This window comes from Massilia sp. (assembly GCF_046293535.1).
Lineage (GTDB): Bacteria > Pseudomonadota > Gammaproteobacteria > Burkholderiales > Burkholderiaceae_D > Telluria.
Map to the genome: position 1 here is coordinate 1 of NZ_JBKBOV010000013.1, position 18,783 is coordinate 18,783.

General features: G+C 66.6%; 16 protein-coding genes and 1 pseudogene. 15 read left to right on the top strand and 2 right to left on the bottom strand.

Annotation, left to right across the window (positions count from 1 at the left end; translation table 11 throughout):
- The 6 genes and pseudogenes from ACK4S9_RS09480 to ACK4S9_RS09505 all read left to right on the top strand — a co-directional run.
- Positions 1–248: pseudogene (locus ACK4S9_RS09480) on the top strand (IS1595 family transposase); the annotation flags it as partial.
- 102 nt (positions 249–350) lie between these two features.
- On the top strand, positions 351–1,307 hold the full coding sequence (locus ACK4S9_RS09485) for an IS1595 family transposase (protein WP_409724665.1): 957 nt from the start codon (positions 351–353) through the stop codon (positions 1,305–1,307).
- A gap of 78 nt (positions 1,308–1,385) precedes the next feature.
- Entirely contained in the window at positions 1,386–2,108 is a 723-nt protein-coding gene (locus tag ACK4S9_RS09490) for a hypothetical protein (RefSeq protein WP_409724668.1), read from the top strand.
- Between the two features lie 93 nt (positions 2,109–2,201).
- Complete coding sequence (locus ACK4S9_RS09495; RefSeq protein ID WP_409724671.1) at positions 2,202–2,828, top strand: MEDS domain-containing protein; 627 nt, start codon at positions 2,202–2,204, stop codon at positions 2,826–2,828.
- Positions 2,806–4,641 carry a putative bifunctional diguanylate cyclase/phosphodiesterase gene (locus ACK4S9_RS09500; protein WP_409724673.1) on the top strand — a complete coding sequence of 612 codons (1,836 nt, stop codon included), beginning with the start codon at positions 2,806–2,808 and terminating at the stop codon, positions 4,639–4,641. Before ACK4S9_RS09495 ends, ACK4S9_RS09500 begins: the two co-directional genes overlap by 23 nt.
- A 16-nt stretch (positions 4,642–4,657) precedes the next feature.
- Positions 4,658–5,653, top strand: coding sequence for a 2-hydroxyacid dehydrogenase (locus tag ACK4S9_RS09505; protein ID WP_409724676.1), 996 nt, complete (start codon positions 4,658–4,660; stop codon positions 5,651–5,653).
- A 3-nt stretch (positions 5,654–5,656) separates the two neighbouring features.
- On the opposite strand, the gene ACK4S9_RS09510 is transcribed toward ACK4S9_RS09505, so the two are convergent.
- Positions 5,657–7,321 carry a 3-(methylthio)propionyl-CoA ligase gene (locus ACK4S9_RS09510; protein WP_409724679.1) on the bottom strand — a complete coding sequence of 555 codons (1,665 nt, stop codon included), beginning with the start codon at positions 7,319–7,321 and terminating at the stop codon, positions 5,657–5,659.
- Positions 7,322–7,513: 192 nt separating this feature from the next.
- Between ACK4S9_RS09510 and ACK4S9_RS09515 the strand changes: the two genes are divergently transcribed.
- From ACK4S9_RS09515 to ACK4S9_RS09555, 9 genes are all read left to right on the top strand, one after another.
- Complete coding sequence (locus tag ACK4S9_RS09515) at positions 7,514–8,980, top strand: protein adenylyltransferase SelO (protein ID WP_409724898.1); 1,467 nt, start codon at positions 7,514–7,516, stop codon at positions 8,978–8,980.
- 25 nt (positions 8,981–9,005) lie between these two features.
- Positions 9,006–9,401 (top strand): peptide-methionine (R)-S-oxide reductase MsrB, encoded by a 396-nt coding sequence (msrB, locus tag ACK4S9_RS09520; RefSeq protein ID WP_409724682.1) that lies wholly within the window; start codon positions 9,006–9,008, stop codon positions 9,399–9,401.
- A 14-nt stretch (positions 9,402–9,415) separates the two neighbouring features.
- Positions 9,416–10,057, top strand: a complete 642-nt coding sequence (locus ACK4S9_RS09525; protein WP_409724901.1) for a septation protein A — start codon at positions 9,416–9,418, stop codon at positions 10,055–10,057.
- A complete protein-coding gene (locus tag ACK4S9_RS09530) occupies positions 10,047–10,325 on the top strand; it encodes a BolA family protein (protein WP_409724685.1) in 279 nt (92 codons plus the stop codon). The genes ACK4S9_RS09525 and ACK4S9_RS09530 overlap by 11 nt, the downstream gene beginning before the upstream one ends.
- Before the next feature lie 163 nt (positions 10,326–10,488).
- Entirely contained in the window at positions 10,489–11,268 is a 780-nt protein-coding gene (locus tag ACK4S9_RS09535; protein WP_409724688.1) for a peptidyl-prolyl cis-trans isomerase, read from the top strand.
- Between the two features lie 81 nt (positions 11,269–11,349).
- Complete coding sequence (locus ACK4S9_RS09540) at positions 11,350–12,141, top strand: peptidylprolyl isomerase (RefSeq protein WP_409724690.1); 792 nt, start codon at positions 11,350–11,352, stop codon at positions 12,139–12,141.
- A gap of 175 nt (positions 12,142–12,316) precedes the next feature.
- Complete coding sequence (locus ACK4S9_RS09545; RefSeq protein WP_409724693.1) at positions 12,317–13,213, top strand: S1 family peptidase; 897 nt, start codon at positions 12,317–12,319, stop codon at positions 13,211–13,213.
- A gap of 293 nt (positions 13,214–13,506) precedes the next feature.
- Positions 13,507–13,965 carry a hypothetical protein gene (locus tag ACK4S9_RS09550; protein WP_409724696.1) on the top strand — a complete coding sequence of 153 codons (459 nt, stop codon included), beginning with the start codon at positions 13,507–13,509 and terminating at the stop codon, positions 13,963–13,965.
- A gap of 82 nt (positions 13,966–14,047) precedes the next feature.
- Positions 14,048–14,500, top strand: coding sequence for a hypothetical protein (locus ACK4S9_RS09555; RefSeq protein WP_409724699.1), 453 nt, complete (start codon positions 14,048–14,050; stop codon positions 14,498–14,500).
- A gap of 61 nt (positions 14,501–14,561) precedes the next feature.
- Here the strand turns inward: ACK4S9_RS09555 and purL are convergent, their stop codons facing one another.
- Entirely contained in the window at positions 14,562–18,587 is a 4,026-nt protein-coding gene (gene purL, locus ACK4S9_RS09560; protein ID WP_409724701.1) for a phosphoribosylformylglycinamidine synthase, read from the bottom strand.
- Positions 18,588–18,783: the final 196 nt, after the last annotated feature.

An 18,783-nucleotide genomic window follows, 5' to 3' on the forward strand; every position in this document is an offset into this window, starting at 1 on the left:
TTGCCCGCCAGGCACGTCTCGCGCACGCCTTCGTCAACCTGCGCCTGGGTGAGCGGGTGCGCGGCGCAATTCACGTGCAGAACGTCAACTCCTATCACCAGCGCCTGCGCAACTGGCTGTCACGATTTCACGGCGTGGCCTCGCGCTACCTGCCCAACTACCTCGGCTGGCGCTGGGCGCTCGATGGGGAACGCATCGCATCGCCCGAGCGCTTCCTGAGAGCGGCAATCGGCATCTTCCACACGTAACGAGAACAGCGCCTATTATTTGGCGCTGTTCGCGCTAGATGTAGAAACTGAACTGTCGGGCTGAATGGATGTCCAACCTGGATCGCATCGCCAGGAGGATCCGTGCGTCCGACAGGTTTTACCCGACTGCTGCGCAGCTTGCCGCTACTTACCCGGCAGCAGCGGGCACAACTGGTGGCGGCCTTACGGCCGGCGGCCGGCTTCGACAGCGTGTGCGCGGCAATCGACGGCGCGCGGACAGCGCCCTTGTGCTGTCCCGATTGCGCTTGCCACCGGCACTATCGCCACGGAATGAATCGCGGCCTGCAACGCTACCGGTGCCGGGCTTGTGGCCGCACCTTCAGCGCCTTGAGCGGCACGCCGCTGGCACGCCTGCGCCACCGCGGCAAATGGCTCGACTTCCTCAAGGAAATGCTCGAGTCGCGCAGCGTGCGGGCGTCAGCCAAGCTGCTTGGCGTGCACCGCACGACCAGCTTTCGCTGGCGTCACCGCTTTCTGAATGGCGCAAGGCTGGACCAACCGGAACGCCTGGCCGGCATCGCCGAAGCCGACGAACTGTTTCTCCTGGAATCGCAAAAGGGTTCGCGCACGCTCGACCGGCCGGCTCGCAAGCGCGGCGGCGTCGCCCGCAGGCGGGGCATCACCCATCAACACGACTGCATCCTGGTCGCGCGCGACCGTTCCGGCCAGACCTGTTCCTTCGTCACGGGGCGCGCAGCAGTGACGGCCACGCAGTTGCACCGTCACCTGCTGCCTGTGCTCGATCCGGACGTACTGCTGGTGACCGATGCCCATGCCGCCTACAGGACCTTTGCCCGCCAGGCACGTCTCGCGCACGCCTTCGTCAACCTGCGCCTGGGTGAGCGGGTGCGCGGCGCAATTCACGTGCAGAACGTCAACTCCTATCACCAGCGCCTGCGCAACTGGCTGTCGCGATTTCACGGCGTGGCCTCGCGCTACCTGCCCAACTACCTCGGCTGGCGCTGGGCGCTCGATGGGGAGCGCATCGCATCGCCCGAGCGCTTCCTGAGAGCGGCAATCGGCATCTTCCACACGTAACGAGAACAGCGCCTATTATTTTCTGGCGCGGCGCGATGTGCCAGAATACGCGCCTCCCGCCACCCTCATGCACCGCACATGGAAAAACTGACCGCACAACTGATCCGGCTCTACCTCCTGCCCGGCCTCGAACCGGCCGGCCCGGCCGAGCAGCGCAGCGCCGCCACGCCGCTGGTATCGCCCGAGGGCCGCATGCGCGCCATCGTCGTCGACTTCCCGCGCGCGCCCGGCGACGCGAGCCGCCACTGGGAAGAGCTCTGCCAAGTGGCCAATACGCTGCAGGAAAAACTGGGCTTCCCGGCGCCGGCGGTGAGCATCAGCGGGGACAAGTCCTTCCGCCTGTGGCTCTCGCTGCGCGAGGCGGTGCCGGTGGCAGTGGCCGACCGTTTCCTTGCCCTGCTGCATGACGCCTGGTTCCCGGAGCTGCGCCTGCAGGCCGCCCGGGCGGTCGCGCTGCCGCCCTGCCCGCACGGCGAGACCGGCAAGTGGGCCGCCTTCATCCATCCCGGCATGGGCGCTTCGTTCGCCGGGGAGGAAGGACTGGACATGGCGCCGCCCGCGGCGGCCCAGCTGGCCTTCCTGGAAGGCCTGGAAAGCATCGCGCCGGCACAGTTCCAGGAAGCGCTGGCCGCCATGCAGCGGCCGTCCGAGGCCGAGGCCGCCGCCGTGCCCGTGCCGGCGGCGGCGCCGAGCAGCGGCCTGCTGCTGAAGGACGCGACGCTGGAAGACATCGTGCGCCACCTGCACGCACTCGGGATCGAGCCCACCTTCCGCCACGTCCTGCCGGGCCGGGACCGCTAGCCGGCCGCTCCGGCGCGGCATCCACGCGCAAGCGGACAGCTCCTTCGGCGGCGCCGGTGTATCCTTTTCCGGACGGGATACGCGAGGTGCCGCATGAGCGAAGAACGACGCCACATCTGCCTTGGATTCACGGACGAGCGCTATCCGGAGGGCACCCACATCTGTTACCTGTACAGCGACGACGAGGAGCGGCGCCGCATCCTGCCGCCGTTCGCCCGCCACGCCCTGCTCGAGCACGAATGCTTCAACTACGTGGCCGACGTGCCCGACGCCGCCGGGCTGCCGCGGGTCATGGACGAGCTCGGGCTGAAGCAGGCCGGCAGCGGCCTGCCGGGCCGCATCGACATCGCCACCGTGAGCGAAGGCTACTTTCCGGATGGCCACTTCGATCCGGACGCCATGCTGGCGCGCCTGCGCGCCGCCTACGAACATTGCCTGGCGGCGGGCCAGGCCGGCGCCCGTTTCGCAGGCGAGATGACCTGGGCCCTGCGCGGGATTCCCGGCGCCGAGCGCATCATCGAGTGCGAATCGCGCATCAACGACCTGGTGCGGGAAGCGCCGGTGACGGTGATGTGCCAGTACGACCTGCGCCGGTTCGACGGCGCCATGATGTTCGACGTCATGAGCGTGCACCCGCTCATGATCGTCGGCGGCCACATCCTGCGCAACCCCTTCTACCTGCATCCGGCGGCGCTCCATGGACACGAGCCCGGCCGCTGACGGCGAGGCGCCCAGCGCCGCCGTGCTGGGGCGCCTGCTGGTCATCCAGCAAGCCATCGACGCCCTGCCCGACGAGGAGCGCTTGGCCGCCTTCGTGCGGCGCGCGCTGGCGGGCGTGCCCGGCATCGCCGACGCCCACGTCCATCTCGAGGGACGCACCGTTGCGCCGACGCCGGCCATCGCCGCCCTGCTTCGTTGCTGCAAGGGCGGGGCCGACCCTGGCGCCGCCGCCAACCTGCTGCGCAACATCGGGCACGCCGGGCATTGCTTCCCGATCCACGCGCCGGAGCAGCATTTCGGCTGCCTGGTGGTGCAGATCGCGGATGCGCGCGCCCTGCGGCCCTACCGCGACTTTCTCAGCAATATCTCGAGCACGATCGGCCGCGTGCTGTCCGCGCGCCTGTACCAGGCCCGGCTGGTACAGCTCAACGAGGAGTTGCGCCAGGCGCGCGACAGCCTCGAACTGCGGGTCGCCGAGCGCACCCGCGAGCTCGAATACCGCGCCACCCACGACCTCCTGACCGGGCTGGCCAACCGCCCGCTCCTGATCGACCGCCTGCACGCGGCCATTGCCCTCGCCCGGCGCGAAGGACGGGTGGTGGTGGTCGCCTACCTCGACCTGGACAGCTTCAGCTTCATGAATACGGGCCTGGGCAATGCCTGCGGCGACGCCTACCTGGTCGAGACCGCCGAGCGCCTGCGCCGGGTGGCGCCCGACCGCGACGCCGTGGCGCGCATCGGCTCGGACGAATTCGTGATCGTGCTGGCCGGCCTGGACGGCGTCGAGCGCTGCGGCCCCTGCCTGCACGCGCTGCTGGCGGCGGTGCGCGAGCCGGTGCGGCTCGAGGGCAAGGACGTGGTGGTCACCGGCAGCATCGGCGCCAGTGCCTATCCGTCGGACGGCGAAGACCCCGAGCTGCTGCTGCGGCGCGCGAACTCGGCGATGCACCGGGCCAAGCGCTCCGGCAAGGACGGGGTCCAGTTCTACGCCAGCACGCGCGACGCCGCGGTGGCCGAGCGCATGGAACGGGAAGCCGAGCTGCGCCAGGCCATCCCGGGCGGGCAGCTGGTGCTGCACTACCAGCCCAAGCTGAACCTGCGAAGCGGCGCCTGGCGCGGCGTCGAAGCCCTGGTGCGCTGGCAGCACCCCAGGCGCGGCCTGCTGCCGCCGGCCGAATTCATCCCGCTGGCCGAGGAATCGTCCCTCATCGTGGCGCTCGGCGAACACGTGCTGGCCGAGGCCTGCCGCCAGGCCGCCCGGTGGCAGCGCGACGGCCTGCCGCGCACCCCGGTCGCGGTCAACGTCGCGGCCCGCCAGTTGCGCGACCGCCGCATCGTCGAGGTGGTGGACGGCGTGCTGCGCGACACCGGCCTGCATCCCAGCTGCCTGGAGCTCGAGATCACCGAAAGCTCGATCATGCACGACCTCGAGTATGCTTCCACCTTGCTGCACGAACTGAAGGCGCTGGGAGCGAGGATCTCGATCGACGATTTCGGCACCGGCTATTCGAGCCTGAGCGCCCTGCGCCACTTCCGCGTCGACAAGCTCAAGATCGACCGCTCGTTCATCCAGGAGATCGAGCAGGACCAGAGCGCGGCGGCGGTGACGCTGGCCGTGATCTCCTTCGCCACCACGCTGGGCATGCAGGTCAACGCGGAAGGCGTGGAGACGCCGGGCCAGGCCGCCTTCCTGCAGCAGCACGGCTGCGACGAGATCCAGGGCTACCTGCTGTCGCGCCCGCTGCCGGCCGCGGCGCTCGAAGCACTGTACCGCAGCGGCGATCCGCCGCCCTGGCACGTGGCCACGACCTGAACGAAAGGACAACACGATGAAAACAGCCGTCTACAGCGCCCGCCGCTACGACAAGACCCTGCTGGCGCGCGCCAACCAGGAGGCCGGCCACGAGTTGCGCTTTATCGAAGACCGCCTGAGCCTGGCGAGCGCGAACCTGGCCGAGGGCTGCGAAGCCGTGTGCGTGTTCGTCAACGACACCGTCGACGCGCAGGTGCTCGATGTACTGGCCCGCCAGGGCACCCGGCTGGTGGCGACCCGCTCCACCGGCTACAACCAGATCGACGTGGCGGCGGCAGGAAAGCTGGGCATCGAGGTGGTGCGCGTCACCGACTATTCTCCCTACTCGGTCGCCGAGTTCGCGGTAGGCCTGCTGCTGGGCGTGAACCGCAAGATCGCGCGCGCCAGCGCCCGCACCCGCGACGGCAATTTCGACCTCGAGGGCTTGATGGGCTTCGACCTGCACGGCAAGACGATCGGCGTCATCGGCACCGGCAAGATCGGCGTCATTTTCGCCCGCATCATGGCCGGCTTCGGCTGCACCATCCTGGGCCACGATCCCTATCCGAGCGGGGCCTTCGAAGACACCGGCGGGCGCTACGTCGCGGTCGACGAGCTGCTCGCGCACAGCGACGTGGTGTCGCTGCACTGTCCGCTCACCGAGGCCACCCGCTACATCATCAATGCCGGGAACCTGTCCCGCCTCAAGCGCGGCAGCATCCTCGTCAACACCAGCCGCGGCGGCCTGGTCGACACCGACGCGGCCATCGAGGCGCTCAAGAGCGGCCAGCTCGGCGGCCTGGCGATCGACGTCTATGAACAGGAAGCGAACCTGTTTTTCCAGGACCTGTCCTCGACCATCATCTGCGACGACGTGATCCAGCGCCTGGTTTCCTTCCCGAACGTGATCGTCACCGGCCACCAGGCCTTCTTCACGGTGGAGGCGATCGGCCAGATCATGCGGACCACCATCGACAGCATCAGCGCCTTCGAGCGCGGCGAGCCTTTGCTCAACCGGGTGCCGCCGGCTTGAAGCTCAAGCGGTCGGCAGCCGGTGCTCCTGGTAGATGTCGCGCAGCTTGTTCTTCTGGATCTTGCCGGTGCCGCCGACCGGCAGCGCCTCGGCGAAGACGACGTCATCCGGGATCCACCACTTGGCCACCTTGCCTTCGAAGAAGCCCAGCAGTTCCTCGCGCGACACCGAAGCGCCGGGACGCCTGACCACCACCAGCAAGGGGCGTTCCGCCCACTTCGGGTGCGCCACGCCGATGCAGGCCGCCTGCAGCACCGCCGGATGCGCCATCGCGATGTTCTCCAGGTCGATCGAGCCGATCCATTCGCCGCCGGACTTGATCACATCCTTGCTGCGGTCCGTGATCTGCAAGTAGCCGTCGGCGTCGATGGTGGCGACGTCGCCGGTCGGGAACCAGCCGTCCTGCAGGACCTCGCCGCCCTCGCCCCGGAAATACCCCGACACCACCCACGGGCCTTTCACCAGGAGGTGCCCGTAGGTCGCGCCGTCCCAGGGCAGCTCGCTGCCGTCGTCGTCGACAATCTTCATGTCGACGCCATAGATGGCGTGTCCCTGCTTGCGCAGCGCGGCGCGCTGCGCTTCCCGCGGCAGCGCCAGGTGCCTGCCCAGCAGGGTGCAGGCGGTGCCCAGCGGCGACATCTCGGTCATGCCCCAGGCGTGCACCACTTCGACGCCCAATTCGTCGATCAGGGTATCCATCATGGCCGGCGGGCAGGCCGAGCCGCCGATCACCGTGCGCCGGAACGTGGAAAAACGCAGTCCGGTCTGCTGCACGTGATTGACCAGGCCAAGCCAGACGGTCGGCACGCCGGCCGAGAAAGTGACGCCTTCGGCCTCGAACAGCTCGTAGAGAGACTTGCCGTCCAGGGCCGGGCCCGGAAACACCAGCTTCGCGCCCGACAGCGGCACCGAATACGGCAGCCCCCAGGCATTCACGTGGAACATCGGCACCACCGGCAGCACGACGTCACGAGCCGAGACGTTCAGCGCGTTCGGCATGGCCGAGGCGTAGGCGTGCAGCACGGTCGAGCGGTGCGAGTACAGCGCGCCTTTCGGGTTGCCGGTGGTGCCCGAGGTGTAGCACAGGCTTGCCGCCGAACGCTCGTCGAACTGCGGCCAGGCGTAGTCGTCGGAAGCGGACGCGATCAGGTCCTCGTAGCACAGCAGCAGCGGGATGTCGGTCTCGCGCGGCATGTGGGCGCGCTCGCACATCGCCACGTAGCCCTTGATGGTCTTGCAGTGGCGCGCCATCTGCTCGATCGCGGGCAGGAACGTCATGTCGAAGAACAGGTACTGGCCCTCGGCATGGTTGAGGATGTAGGCGATCTGCTCGGGATGCAGGCGCGGGTTGATCGTATGCAGCACCGCGCCCGAGCCGGATACGGCATAGTACAGCTCCATGTGGCGGTAGCCGTTCCAGGCCAGCGTCGCGACCCGGTCGCCCATCGCCACGCCCAGCGTTCGCAAAGCCTGCGCCATGCGGCGCGCGCGCGCCTCGCAGTCGCGGTAGGTATAGCGGTGGATGTCGCCCTCCACCCGGCGCGACACGATCTCGCCGGATCCGTAGTGGCGGGCGGCGAATGCGATGATGCTCGAGACCAGCAGCGGCTGGTCCATCATCTGGCCCATCAGGGGGCTGGCCGGGTAAGCGTCGACTGCGGTGTTCATCTCGTCTCCCATATGCTGATTGGCAACTATATGTCGAGTGTCGGCTCCCGCTCGCGCTCGCGTCAACGCAATTCGATTGCGCGGCGCAGCATGGCCGCATGCAGCCGTGCGCCATGGGAATCGGCCCGGTACGGTAGAATCCTGCCGATACCACACGCATAACCGTGCCGACCGCGCACCAAAGGAGCTGCCATCACTGCCGACGAACTCCCCTTCAACAACTCGTTTGCCGAGTTGCCGCCGGCCTTCCATACCCGGCTGATGCCGACGCCCTTGCCGTCGCCCTATTTCATCGCTGCCAGCGCACCCGCGGCGGCGCAGCTAGGGCTCGATCCGCAGGCGCTGGCGCAGGAGGATTTCGTCGCCGTGTTTACCGGCAACAAGGTGGCGGTCCGTTCCCAGCCCCTGTCCGCCGTCTATTCGGGCCACCAGTTCGGCGTCTGGGCCGGCCAGCTCGGCGACGGGCGCGCCATCGTGCTGGGCGACCTGCCGGCCGCCGGCGGGTCCATGGAAGTGCAGCTCAAGGGCGCCGGCCTGACGCCGTATTCGCGCATGGGCGATGGCCGCGCGGTGCTGCGTTCCTCGATCCGCGAGTTCCTGTGCTCGGAAGCGATGGCCGCGCTCGGCATTCCCACCACCCGCGCCCTGATGCTGACCGGTTCGCACCAGCGCGTCATGCGCGAAACCGTCGAAACCGCCGCCGTCGTCACGCGCATGGCGCCGACTTTCGTGCGCTTCGGCTCCTTCGAGCACTGGCATTACCGCGGCAAGCAGGACGAACTGCGCATCCTGGCCGACTACGTCATCAAGAACTGGTATCCGGAATTCCTGGGCGCCGCCAACCCGTATAAAGAACTGCTGGCCGAAGTCACGCGCCGTACCGCCCGGATGATTGCCCAGTGGCAGGCGGTCGGCTTCATGCACGGGGTCATGAACACCGACAACATGTCGATCCTCGGCCTGACGCTCGACTACGGCCCCTTCGGCTTCATGGAAGCCTTCGACGCCAACCACATCTGCAACCACACCGACCAGGGCGGCCGCTACTCCTATGCCAACCAGGTGCCGGTGGGACACTGGAACTGCTACGCCCTCGGCAACGCCCTCCTGCCGCTGATCGGCACCCCGGAAGACACCGAGGAAGCGCTCGACGCCTACCGTCCCGCCTTCGGCGAAAAACTGGACGAGCTCCTGCATGCCAAGCTCGGCCTGTTCGACACGCGCGAGGAGGACAGCGCCCTGTTCGAGGCCATGTTCCAGCTGCTGCAGGCCAACCACGCCGACTTCACGCTGTTCTTCCGCCTCCTCGGCGACTTGCGCCTTGACGGCGGCCAGGACGAGGACGCGCCCCTGCGCGACCTGTTCCTCGACCGCGCAGCCTTCGACGCCTGGGCCGGCCAATACCGCGCCCGCCTGCGCCTGGAAGGCAGCCAGGACGCATTGCGCCGTCCCGCCATGCAGCGCGTCAACCCGAAATACGTGCTGCGCAACTACCTGGCCCAGACCGCGATCGAACAGGCCCAGAACGGCGATTTCAGCGGCGTGCACAAGCTGCTCGCCGTGCTGGAGCGCCCCTTCGACGAGCAGCCGGAAAACGCATCGTACGCGGCCCTGCCGCCCGATTGGGCAGCGCACCTCGAGGTGAGCTGCTCGTCCTGAACCACCCGCAACAAGTGAGACCGACATGAACGACAAAGTGAGCAAGAGCGACGCCGAGTGGCGCGCCCAACTGGACCCGATGCAATACCAGGTGACCCGCCACGCCGCCACCGAGCGCGCCTTCACCGGCAAGTACTGGGACCATCACGAGCACGGCATCTACCACTGCGTCTGCTGCGACACCCCGCTGTTCGAATCCGACGCCAAGTTCGAGTCCGGCTGCGGCTGGCCGAGCTACTTCAAGGCCCTCGACCCGGACAATGTGATCGAAAAGGAAGACCGCAGCCACGGCATGCTGCGCACCGAGATCATCTGCGCAGTCTGCGACGCCCACCTCGGCCACGTGTTCCCGGACGGCCCGCCGCCCACCGGCCTGCGCTACTGCATCAATTCGGCGGCGATGCGCTTCGAACCCGCCTGAGGACCACCAGAATGATCAAGTTTTTGTTCGACATGCTGCCGGTGATCCTGTTCTTCGGCATCTACAAGTATGGGGAAAACAACCAGGACTGGGCCCACGGCCTGGTCACCGATTACCTGGGCTTCCTGATTTCCGGCGGCGCGGTGCCGGCCTCGCAGTCGCCGATCCTGCTGGCGACCGCCGTCACGATCGTGGCCACGGTGCTGCAGATCGTCTACCTGCTGGCGCGCCGCCGCAAGGTCGACGGCATGCTGTGGCTGTCGCTGGGCGTGGTCGTGATCGCCGGGGGCGCCACCATCTACTTCCACGACGACACCTTCATCAAGTGGAAGCCGACCATCCTGTACTGGGCATTCGGCGTCGTCCTGCTGCTGGCGCAGCTGATTTACCGCAAGAACCTGATGCGCTCGGCGCTCGGGGGCGCCATGAGCCTGCCGGACGCGGTCTGGAACCGGGTCCTGTATGCATGGGTTGCCTTCTTCATCGGACTGGGGCTGCTCAACCTCCTGATGGCCTTCGTGGTGTTCCGGTCCGATACCGGCGCCTGGGTCAGCTTCAAGCTGTTCGGCATCAGCGGAATCTTGTTCGCCTTTATCGTCATTCAATCGCTTTTCCTCTCCAAACATATCCAGGAGGATGCTAAAAATGGAAGCTAGCCGTACCGAACGCCTGCGCGAGCGCCTGCAGGCCGAACTCAACCCCTCCGTGCTGGACATCCAGGACGACTCGCACCTGCACGCCGGCCACGCCGGCGCCGCCTCGGGCGGCAGCCACTACAGCGTGAAAATCGTGTCGGACAAGTTCCAGGGCCTCACGCTGGTCATGCGCCATCGTCTTGTGTATGATGCCGTTCACGAAATGATCAACAAGGCGGAAATCCATGCCCTGGCCATCACGGCCCTGGCGCCGTCGGAACCGGCTTGAGGCTGATTGCCGCTGGCCTGCGCCACCGGCATTCAGCCCTGCTCATCTTCAGTCTACTTTAAGAATAGTGGCCGACAATCTGTAACGCGAAGTACCAGAACTTGAAGTACAAGAACTAATCAAATCTCGTCCAAGCACATCCCTTCCCACAGGAATTCCAGAAATGACTTTTAAGCCAGCACACCTGCTGTTAGCTCTGATCGCCGTGTCCGCAGCACCCGCTTTTGCGCAGAACCTCGCCGTCGTCAACGGCAAAGCCATCCCGACTTCGCGCGTCGAGGAAGCCGTCAAGCAGCTCGTCGCTGCCGGCCAGGCCCAGGACAATCCGCAAACGCGCCTGGCCATCAAGGAAGAGCTGATCGCCCGCGAAGTGCTGATGCAGGAAGCGATCAAGCAGGGTTACGACAAGAAGCCGGAAGTGCGCGCCGCGCTCGACAATGCGCGCCAGTCCATCGTCGTCAACCAGCTGGCCCGCGAATACATCCAGAAGAACCCGGTGACCGACGCCGAGATCAAGGCCGAGTACGACCGCTTCAAGGCCCAGACCGGCGACAAGGAATACCACGTGCGCCACATCCTCCTCGACACCGAGGCCGACGCGAATGCCGTGATCGGCAAGATCAAGGCCGGCGCCAAGTTCGAAGAGCTGGCCAAGCAGTCGAAGGACACCGGCACCGCCAACAACGGCGGCGACCTGGACTGGGCGACCCCGTCCTCCTTCCCGCCCGAGTTCGCTGCCGGCTTCACCGGCCTGCAGAAGGGCGGCGTGACCGAGAAGCCGGTCAAGACCGCCAACGGCTTCCACGTCATCAAGCTGGACGACACCCGTGCCGCCAAGCTGCCGTCGCTGGAGGAAGTCAAGCCGCAGATCCAGGACGCCCTGGCTCAGAAAAAACTGACTGACTACCGCGACCAAATGGTCAAAAAGGCAAAGGTGCAGTAAGATGTACTACCGCCGGTGCCTGCAGGCACCGGTTCTTGCCGCCTGCGGCGAACTTTTTCGTGTTTAGATAGGACCTCAACAATGATTTTGAAGCCAGCCCGCCTGACTTTGGCAATCAGCTTGGCCACGGCCGCGATGATCGCCGCGCCTGCTTTCGCGCAGAACGCCGCCACCGTCAACGGCAAGCCCATCCCGGCGGCAAAGGTTGACCAGCTGGTCAAGCAATTGGTCGCACAAGGCCGCGCCACCGATTCGCCACAGCTGCGCGACGCGATCAAGAAAGACCTGATCGGCCGCGAAGTCCTGATCCAGGAGGCCGACAAGCAAGGCATCGGCGGCCGCGCCGACGTCAAGGCAGCTATCGACAACGCCCGCCAGAGCATCATCATCAACGCGATGCTGGCCGACTACGTCAAGAAGAACCCGATCTCCGACGCCGCCATCAAGGCCGAGTACGACAAGTACAAGGCGCAGGTGGGCGACAAGGAATATCACGCGCGCCACATCCTGGTCCCGACCGAAGACGAAGCGAAGTCCATCATCACCAAGCTCAAGGGCGGCGCCAAGTTCGAAGACCTGGCCAAGCAGCACTCCAAGGACGGTTCGGCGGCCAACGGCGGCGACCTGGACTGGGCGAGCCCGGCCAACTACGTGCCTGAGTTCTCGAAGGCCATGGTTGCCCTGCAAAAAGGCGCCATCACCGACACCCCGGTCAAGAGCCAGTACGGCTTCCACGTGATCAAGCTGGAAGACGTGCGCCAGGCCAAGATCCCGGCCCTGGACGAAGTCAAGCAGCAGGTCGCGGAATCGCTGCAGCAGCGCCAGCTGGCGCAGTACCGCGAAAGCCTGGTCAAGAAGGCCAAGATCCAGTAAGTCTCTATTACTCAGAAGCGCAGTTTCTGAACTGAACCCCAAAAGTTGTCTCGCAGCTTTTGGGGTTTTTTTATGGCATACGACAAATGAAGCCGGGACGGCGCCTGCACGCGCGCATGGAACGCAAGCGGAATACCCGGCTGATGATCCACGAGAAGATGGAGATGTACACGATATGAAGTATGTGAAAATAGCCTCCTTCCTGGCCCTGCTGGCGATGTCATCCACGTCCGGCGCGATCATCATCCGTGACGACGTCGATGACGACAAGTACCGCGTCCCCGCCTCGACGCTTCCAGCGCTAGCCGATTTTCACCAGGAAGGACATGGCGTCCTGATCGCTCCGCAATGGGTCGTGACCGCCGCGCACGTCGCGTGCATGCACCCCAATCAGGACGTCGTCATCAATGGCCTGCCGCGCCGGGTCGCCGCCATCATCGTCCACCCGGGATACAAGACACCGCCAGAGGAACTGGTCCAGGAAGTCCTCGCCTCCGGCGAAGGCGCCAGGCTGAGGGCGTTTCTTGCCTCTTCCGATGACATCGCGCTGGTCAGGCTGACGGCCCCTGTTACGGATGTCCCCCCGGTGCCGCTTTACAGCGGCGATGACGAACTCGGCAAGACCGTCCAACTGATTGGCAAGGGCGCCACCGGCAGTGGCGACAAGGGTATCGCAGCGCAGAGCCCGCATCGCACCCTCTTGCGCAGAGCCTACAACGTCATTTCCAGCGTCGATGACCGCTGGATCTCCTACACCTTTGATGCGCCGGCCTCCGCCCTTCCGCTGGAAGGCATGTCGGGTAACGGCGATAGTGGAAGCCCAGTCCTGATCCTGCGTGATACACGGTGGGAACTCGCCGGCCTGGTTGCGTGGGTGAGCAGTGACCGGGATATCCGGACCTTCCACGGCGCCCGATACGGCGACGGCGGGAATAACGTTCGCATATCGCATTACAGAAGCTGGATCGAGCGCACTATTTCCGACGAGGACAAAAAGAGAGCCCCCCCCGCCCGCGGGAAGCTGAGCGACGGCCTCGGCGCCGGCAAGACTAGCAGCCTGGCTCAACGCTGAATGAGAAGGCCATTTCTGTTGCCTGTGCCGGCGCAGGCGCAGGCGCGCATTGCACACCTCCTCGTCGTTGATGACGGCCCCGACCGTCTCGCCCCATGATGCGCGTGCGGACGAGCTTGGGATTTACGTCAACTCAGGCACGCAAGCTATTGATCTTTCGGCATAATTTTCCTGTCAGCAGGCTCATGCAACGCCCTCGGACGCCTCCTACGGGAACGCGGAAGGTGCGCCTATTCAAGTTTCGGCAGGCTTGTCTAAGATCGACAGCAAGGACAAGCGAACAGGAGACCACCATGAGCAGCGAACAACGCACCCAGCCAGGACCAGCACTCGACGGCGGCCGTGAAGGTCCGGGCGAGGCCGCGCACTCGCCAGGCGCGAGCCGCACGCCGGCTAGCGACGGCGGCGGCGCGGGCGCCGACCAGTCGGCCGAGTCCGTGTGGCGCTACCAGGTTCCGCCACCCGGCAGCGGCGCCGGCGCCGAAGAATCGAACGCAGGACACTACACGCCGAATGCGGCTGGCCACGGCGGCGGGATCGTCGGCGCACCGGCCGACAGCAATGTGAATGCGCCCGGCCGTCCGCACAGCGGCGCCGGCAGCGCGACCGATCCCGCAGCCGGCACCATCGGCGGCATCGAGGCGAGCAGGAAAGCCCAGGCGAGCGGCGGCGCGGGCGGCGGCAATGCTGTCGAGTCGGCCGGCAATGCGGACGGCAACATGAGCGGCTCGGCCGGTACCGACCGCAGCTAGCTCTACCCGGGCGCCTGCACCCTGGCGCCCATTTTTTCTCCGGACGGCTACGATCGAGCCGTTTGATCCACAGGAGGACAGCATGGACAAGGAACGAGCGAAAGCAGACCCTGCCAATCAGGATGGCCAGAACGCCTCCCAGGGCGGATTGTGGCAGTACCAGGTGCCGCCCCAGGACCCTGGCGCGGGCAGCATGCAGTCGAACGCGGGCCATTACACGGGCGGCGCCCATGGCGGCGACAGCCAGCAGGGCGACTTCTTGCCGTCACCGCCGGAGGCGAATGCGATGCCGCCGGGGGCGCCGCTGACCAGCCGCGGCAGCGCTGGGCAAGGCGGTGCGGATCCGCAGACGCGGCCGATGCCGGGCGCCGGCGGCGGTAGCGGCGACGCCGGACTGGTTCCGGAACCCGGGGGTGGCGGTGCCGGTGCAGGTGCCGGCGCTGGCGGCGCCGCAGACGATGGAGGCGGCGCCGGGGGCGGCCAGCCTGCCCCGGTCGGCAACGGCACCAAGGACCAGCCCGTCTGGGCCACCTGAACCGGACCGGCCATGAAAAAAGCGCCTCCGAGGAGGCGCTTTTCGTCGTCCGGTCAACCGATCAGCCGACCCACTTGCGCGCGTTGCGGAACATGCGCATCCACGGCGACTCGTCCGGCCAGTCGCTCGGGGCCCAGGAGTGCACGGCGGTGCGGAACACGCGCTCGGCGTGCGGCATCATCGCGGTGAAGCGCCCGTCCTCGGTGGTGACGGCGGTCAGGCCGCCCGGCGAACCGTTCGGGTTGAAGGGGTAGGCCTCGGTGGCCTGGCCGCGGTTGTCGACGTAGCGCAGCGATTTCACCACTGCATTGACGTCGCCGGTCAGCGAGAAGTCGGCGAAGCCTTCGCCGTGGGCGATCGCCAGCGGCGCCTGGGTGCCGGCCATGCCGTCGAAGAAGATCGACGGCGAGTCCAGCACCTCGACCATGCCGAAGCGCGCTTCGAACTGCTCCGACTTGTTGCGGGTGAACTTCGGCCAGGCCTGCGCGCCCGGGATGATCGACTTCAGGTTGCTCAGCATCTGGCAACCGTTGCACACGCCCAGGCCGAAGGTGTCCTTGCGCGCGAAGAAGGCGGCGAATTGATCCGACAACTGCGGATTGAACAGGATGGTCTTGGCCCAGCCCTCGCCCGCGCCCAGCACGTCGCCATACGAGAAGCCGCCGACGGCGATCACGCCGTGGAAGTCCTCGAGCCTGGCGCGGCCGGCGATCAGGTCGCTCATGTGCACGTCGACGGCGGTAAAGCCGGCCTGGTGCATGACCCAGGCGGTCTCGATGTGCGAGTTCACGCCCTGCTCGCGCAGGATCGCCACGCGCGGGCGCACGCCGGTCGCGATGAAGGGCGCCGCCACGTTGTCCAACAGGTCGAAAGTGAGCTTCGGCGACAGGCCCGGGTCCTGCTCGTCCAGCAGGCGATCGTATTCCTGGTCGGCACACATCGGGTTGTCGCGCAGGCGCGCGATGCGCCAGCTGGTCTCGCTCCACAGGCGGTGTAGGGTGCTGCGCTTTTCGCTGTAGATCAGCTTGGCGTCGCGGGTGAACTCGATCACGCCGCGGTCGTTCGGTTTGCCGATGATGTGGCTGCAGGCGCCCAGGCCGAACTCGCGCAGGACCGCCATCACGGCCTGCTTGTCTTCGCTACGCACCTGCAGCACCGCGCCCAGCTCTTCGCTGAACAGCGCGCGCAGGGTCATCTCGTTGCGGCGCTCGCCCACCTGGGTCGCCCAGTTCTTGGCGTCGCCCCAGTCGGAAGCGTGCTCGCCCTCCATGGCCAGGATGTCGAGGTTGACCGACACGCCGGCGCGGCCGGCGAAGGCCATCTCGGCCAGGGTCGCATACAGGCCGCCGTCCGAGCGGTCGTGGTAGGCCAGCAGCTTGCCTTCCTTGTTGAGACGCTGGATGGCGTCGAAGAAGGCCTTCAGGTCTTGCGCCGAGTCGACGTCCGGCACGCTGTCGCCGATCTGCTGGAACACCTGGGCCAGGATCGATGCGCCCAGGCGGTTCTTGCCGCGGCCGAGGTCCACCAGCACCAGCGCGGTGTCGCCGGCGTCGAGCCGCAGCTGCGGGGTCAGCGAGCGGCGCACGTCCACGACCGGCGCGAACGAGGACACGATCAGGGACACCGGCGAGATCACCGACTTGCTGGCGCCCTCCTCGCTCCAGGTGGTGCGCATCGACAGCGAATCCTTGCCGACCGGGATGGAGACGCCCAATGCCGGGCACAGCTCCATGCCGACCGCCTTGACGGTGTCGAACAGCGCGGCGTCCTGGCCCGGCTGGCCGCAGGCCGCCATCCAGTTGGCCGACAGCTTGATGTCGCCAATCTGGTCGATGGCGGCGGCGGCGATGTTGGTGATCGCCTCGCCCACGGCCATGCGGCCCGAGGCGGCGGCGTCGATCACGGCCAGCGGGGTGCGCTCGCCCATCGCCATCGCTTCGCCCAGGAAGCCCTCGTAGGACATGGCGGTGACGGCGCAGTCGGCTACGGGCACCTGCCACGGACCGACCATCTGGTCGCGCACGGTCATGCCGCCCACCGTGCGGTCGCCGATGGTGATCAGGAAGGACTTGTCGGCCACGGTCGGGTTCAGGAGCACGCGGCGCGCGGCTTCCGCCAGTTCGATGCCGGTCAAGTCGATCGCCGGGAAGTCGTACTTCACGTGCGCGACGTCGCGCAGCATCTTGGGCGGCTTGCCGAGCAGGACGTCCATCGGCATGTCGACCGGATAGTTGTCCGCCTGCGGATCGATCACGCGCAGCTGGCGCTCTTCGGTCGCGGTGCCGACCACGGCGTAGGGGCAGCGCTCGCGCTCGCACATCGATGCAAATTTATCAAGGTCCATTGGCGCAATCGCCAACACATATCGCTCCTGCGACTCGTTTGACCAAATTTCCTTCGGCGCCATGCCACTCTCTTCCAGCGGCACCTTGCGCAGGTCGAACAGGGCGCCGCGCTTGGCGTCGTTGACGATCTCCGGGAAGGCGTTCGACAGGCCGCCCGCGCCCACGTCGTGGATCGAGATGATCGGATTGTCCGCGCCCATCTGCCAGCAGCCGTTGATGACTTCCTGGGCGCGGCGCTCCATCTCCGGATTGCCGCGCTGGACCGAATCGAAGTCCAGGTCGGCGGTATTGGTGCCGGTGGCCATCGAGGACGCGGCCGAGCCGCCCATGCCGATGCGCATGCCCGGGCCGCCCAGCTGGATCAGCAGGCTGCCGACCGGGATATCGTCCTTGTGGGTGTGCTCGGCGGAGATGTTGCCGATGCCGCCGGCGATCATGATCGGCTTGTGGTAGCCGTACACGTTGCCGGCCGCGCCGACGTTCTGCTCGTAGGAACGGAAGTAGCCGCCCAGCACCGGACGGCCGAATTCGTTGCTGAAGGCGGCGCCGCCGATCGGGCCGTCGATCATGATCTGCAGCGGCGAGGCGATGCGCTCCGGCTTGCCGTACACCGCGTCCACGCGGCCGGCCTCGCCCTTCGTGACGTCGCTGGCGTTTTCCCACGGACGCCGGGCGTCCGGCAGCAGCAGGTTCGACACCGTGAAGCCGGTCAGGCCCGCCTTCGGCTTGGCGCCGCGGCCGGTCGCGCCCTCGTCGCGGATCTCGCCGCCGGCGCCGGTGGAGGCGCCCGGGAACGGGGAAATGGCGGTCGGGTGGTTGTGGGTCTCGACCTTCATCAGGGTGTGCACCAGCTCGGTCGAGGGCGCGTATTGCTGGCCTTGGCGCGGGTAGAAACGCGTCACGGTGGCGCCCTCGATGATCGAGGAGTTGTCGCTGTAGGCGACCACGGTGCCGCGCGGATTGAGCTGGTGGGTGTTCTTGATCATGCCGAACAGCGACTTGTCCTGCGTGACGCCGTCGATGATCCAGTCGGCGTTGAAGATCTTGTGGCGGCAGTGTTCCGAGTTCGCCTGCGCGAACATCATCAGCTCGACGTCGGTCGGGTTGCGCTGTGCTTTGGTGAAGGCGTCGTGCAGGTAGTCGATCTCGTCGACCGACATCGCCAGGCCCAGTTCAAGGTTGGCGCGCACCAGCGCGTCGCGGCCCTGCCCGATCACGTCCACGGTCTCGAGCGGCCGGCCTTCGAGTTCGTCGAACAGGCGCTGCGCTTCGTCGGCGCTGCGCAGCACGGTCTCGGTCATGCGGTCGTGCAGCAGCGCGGCGACAGCCTGCAGTTCCTGCTCGGCCAGCTTCTTCGGCGCGCCGATCCCGGTGCCCAGGATGCCGCTTCTGAGCACGACGGTATAACCCACGCCGCGCTCGATCCGGTGCACATGATGCATGCCGCAGTTGTGGGCGATGTCGGTGGCCTTCGAGGCCCACGGCGAGATCGTGCCCAGGCGCGGGATGACGAAGAACTCCTCGGTCACGCCCTCGTACAGCGTCTGCGCCGCAGGCTCGCCATAGGTGAGCATGGCCGACAGGCGCTCGGTGTCGTCGACACTCAGCGGTGCGCTGGCGTCAATGAAGTGATAGAAGCGGGCCTGGACTGCGGCAATCGATGGTGCGACGGCTTGGAGTTGCGACAGGAGGCGTTGGCTACGGAAGGCGGACAGGGCGTTGGAACCCGGCAGAATCAACATGGCTGAGAAGTTGGTTGATGCAGCGTCGCTGCTAGGGTGGAAGATAGCCCGCTATTATACAGTGTCGCTACCCGGCGTTGCATTCCTACCAGTCCAAGCCTTGTAGAACGGACATTTCTTGATCCTGCAGGAACTTATCGGTATTGTAAGCACACAACATTAAAACAAGGTGCATGGGCACCGCACAGGAACGGAA

Excerpts from the sequence above, each read along its gene's own strand:
- ACK4S9_RS09490 (WP_409724668.1), top strand. The coding sequence starts at position 1,386 with ATGGAAAAACTGACCGCACAACTGATCCGGCTCTACCTCCTGCCCGGC.
- ACK4S9_RS09495 (WP_409724671.1), top strand. The coding sequence starts at position 2,202 with ATGAGCGAAGAACGACGCCACATCTGCCTTGGATTCACGGACGAGCGC.
- ACK4S9_RS09500 (WP_409724673.1), top strand. The coding sequence starts at position 2,806 with ATGGACACGAGCCCGGCCGCTGACGGCGAGGCGCCCAGCGCCGCCGTG.
- ACK4S9_RS09505 (WP_409724676.1), top strand. The coding sequence starts at position 4,658 with ATGAAAACAGCCGTCTACAGCGCCCGCCGCTACGACAAGACCCTGCTG.
- ACK4S9_RS09510 (WP_409724679.1), bottom strand. The coding sequence starts at position 7,321 with ATGAACACCGCAGTCGACGCTTACCCGGCCAGCCCCCTGATGGGCCAG.
- msrB (WP_409724682.1), top strand. The coding sequence starts at position 9,006 with ATGAACGACAAAGTGAGCAAGAGCGACGCCGAGTGGCGCGCCCAACTG.
- ACK4S9_RS09530 (WP_409724685.1), top strand. The coding sequence starts at position 10,047 with ATGGAAGCTAGCCGTACCGAACGCCTGCGCGAGCGCCTGCAGGCCGAA.
- ACK4S9_RS09535 (WP_409724688.1), top strand. The coding sequence starts at position 10,489 with ATGACTTTTAAGCCAGCACACCTGCTGTTAGCTCTGATCGCCGTGTCC.
- ACK4S9_RS09540 (WP_409724690.1), top strand. The coding sequence starts at position 11,350 with ATGATTTTGAAGCCAGCCCGCCTGACTTTGGCAATCAGCTTGGCCACG.
- ACK4S9_RS09545 (WP_409724693.1), top strand. The coding sequence starts at position 12,317 with ATGAAGTATGTGAAAATAGCCTCCTTCCTGGCCCTGCTGGCGATGTCA.
- ACK4S9_RS09550 (WP_409724696.1), top strand. The coding sequence starts at position 13,507 with ATGAGCAGCGAACAACGCACCCAGCCAGGACCAGCACTCGACGGCGGC.
- ACK4S9_RS09555 (WP_409724699.1), top strand. The coding sequence starts at position 14,048 with ATGGACAAGGAACGAGCGAAAGCAGACCCTGCCAATCAGGATGGCCAG.
- purL (WP_409724701.1), bottom strand. The coding sequence starts at position 18,587 with ATGTTGATTCTGCCGGGTTCCAACGCCCTGTCCGCCTTCCGTAGCCAA.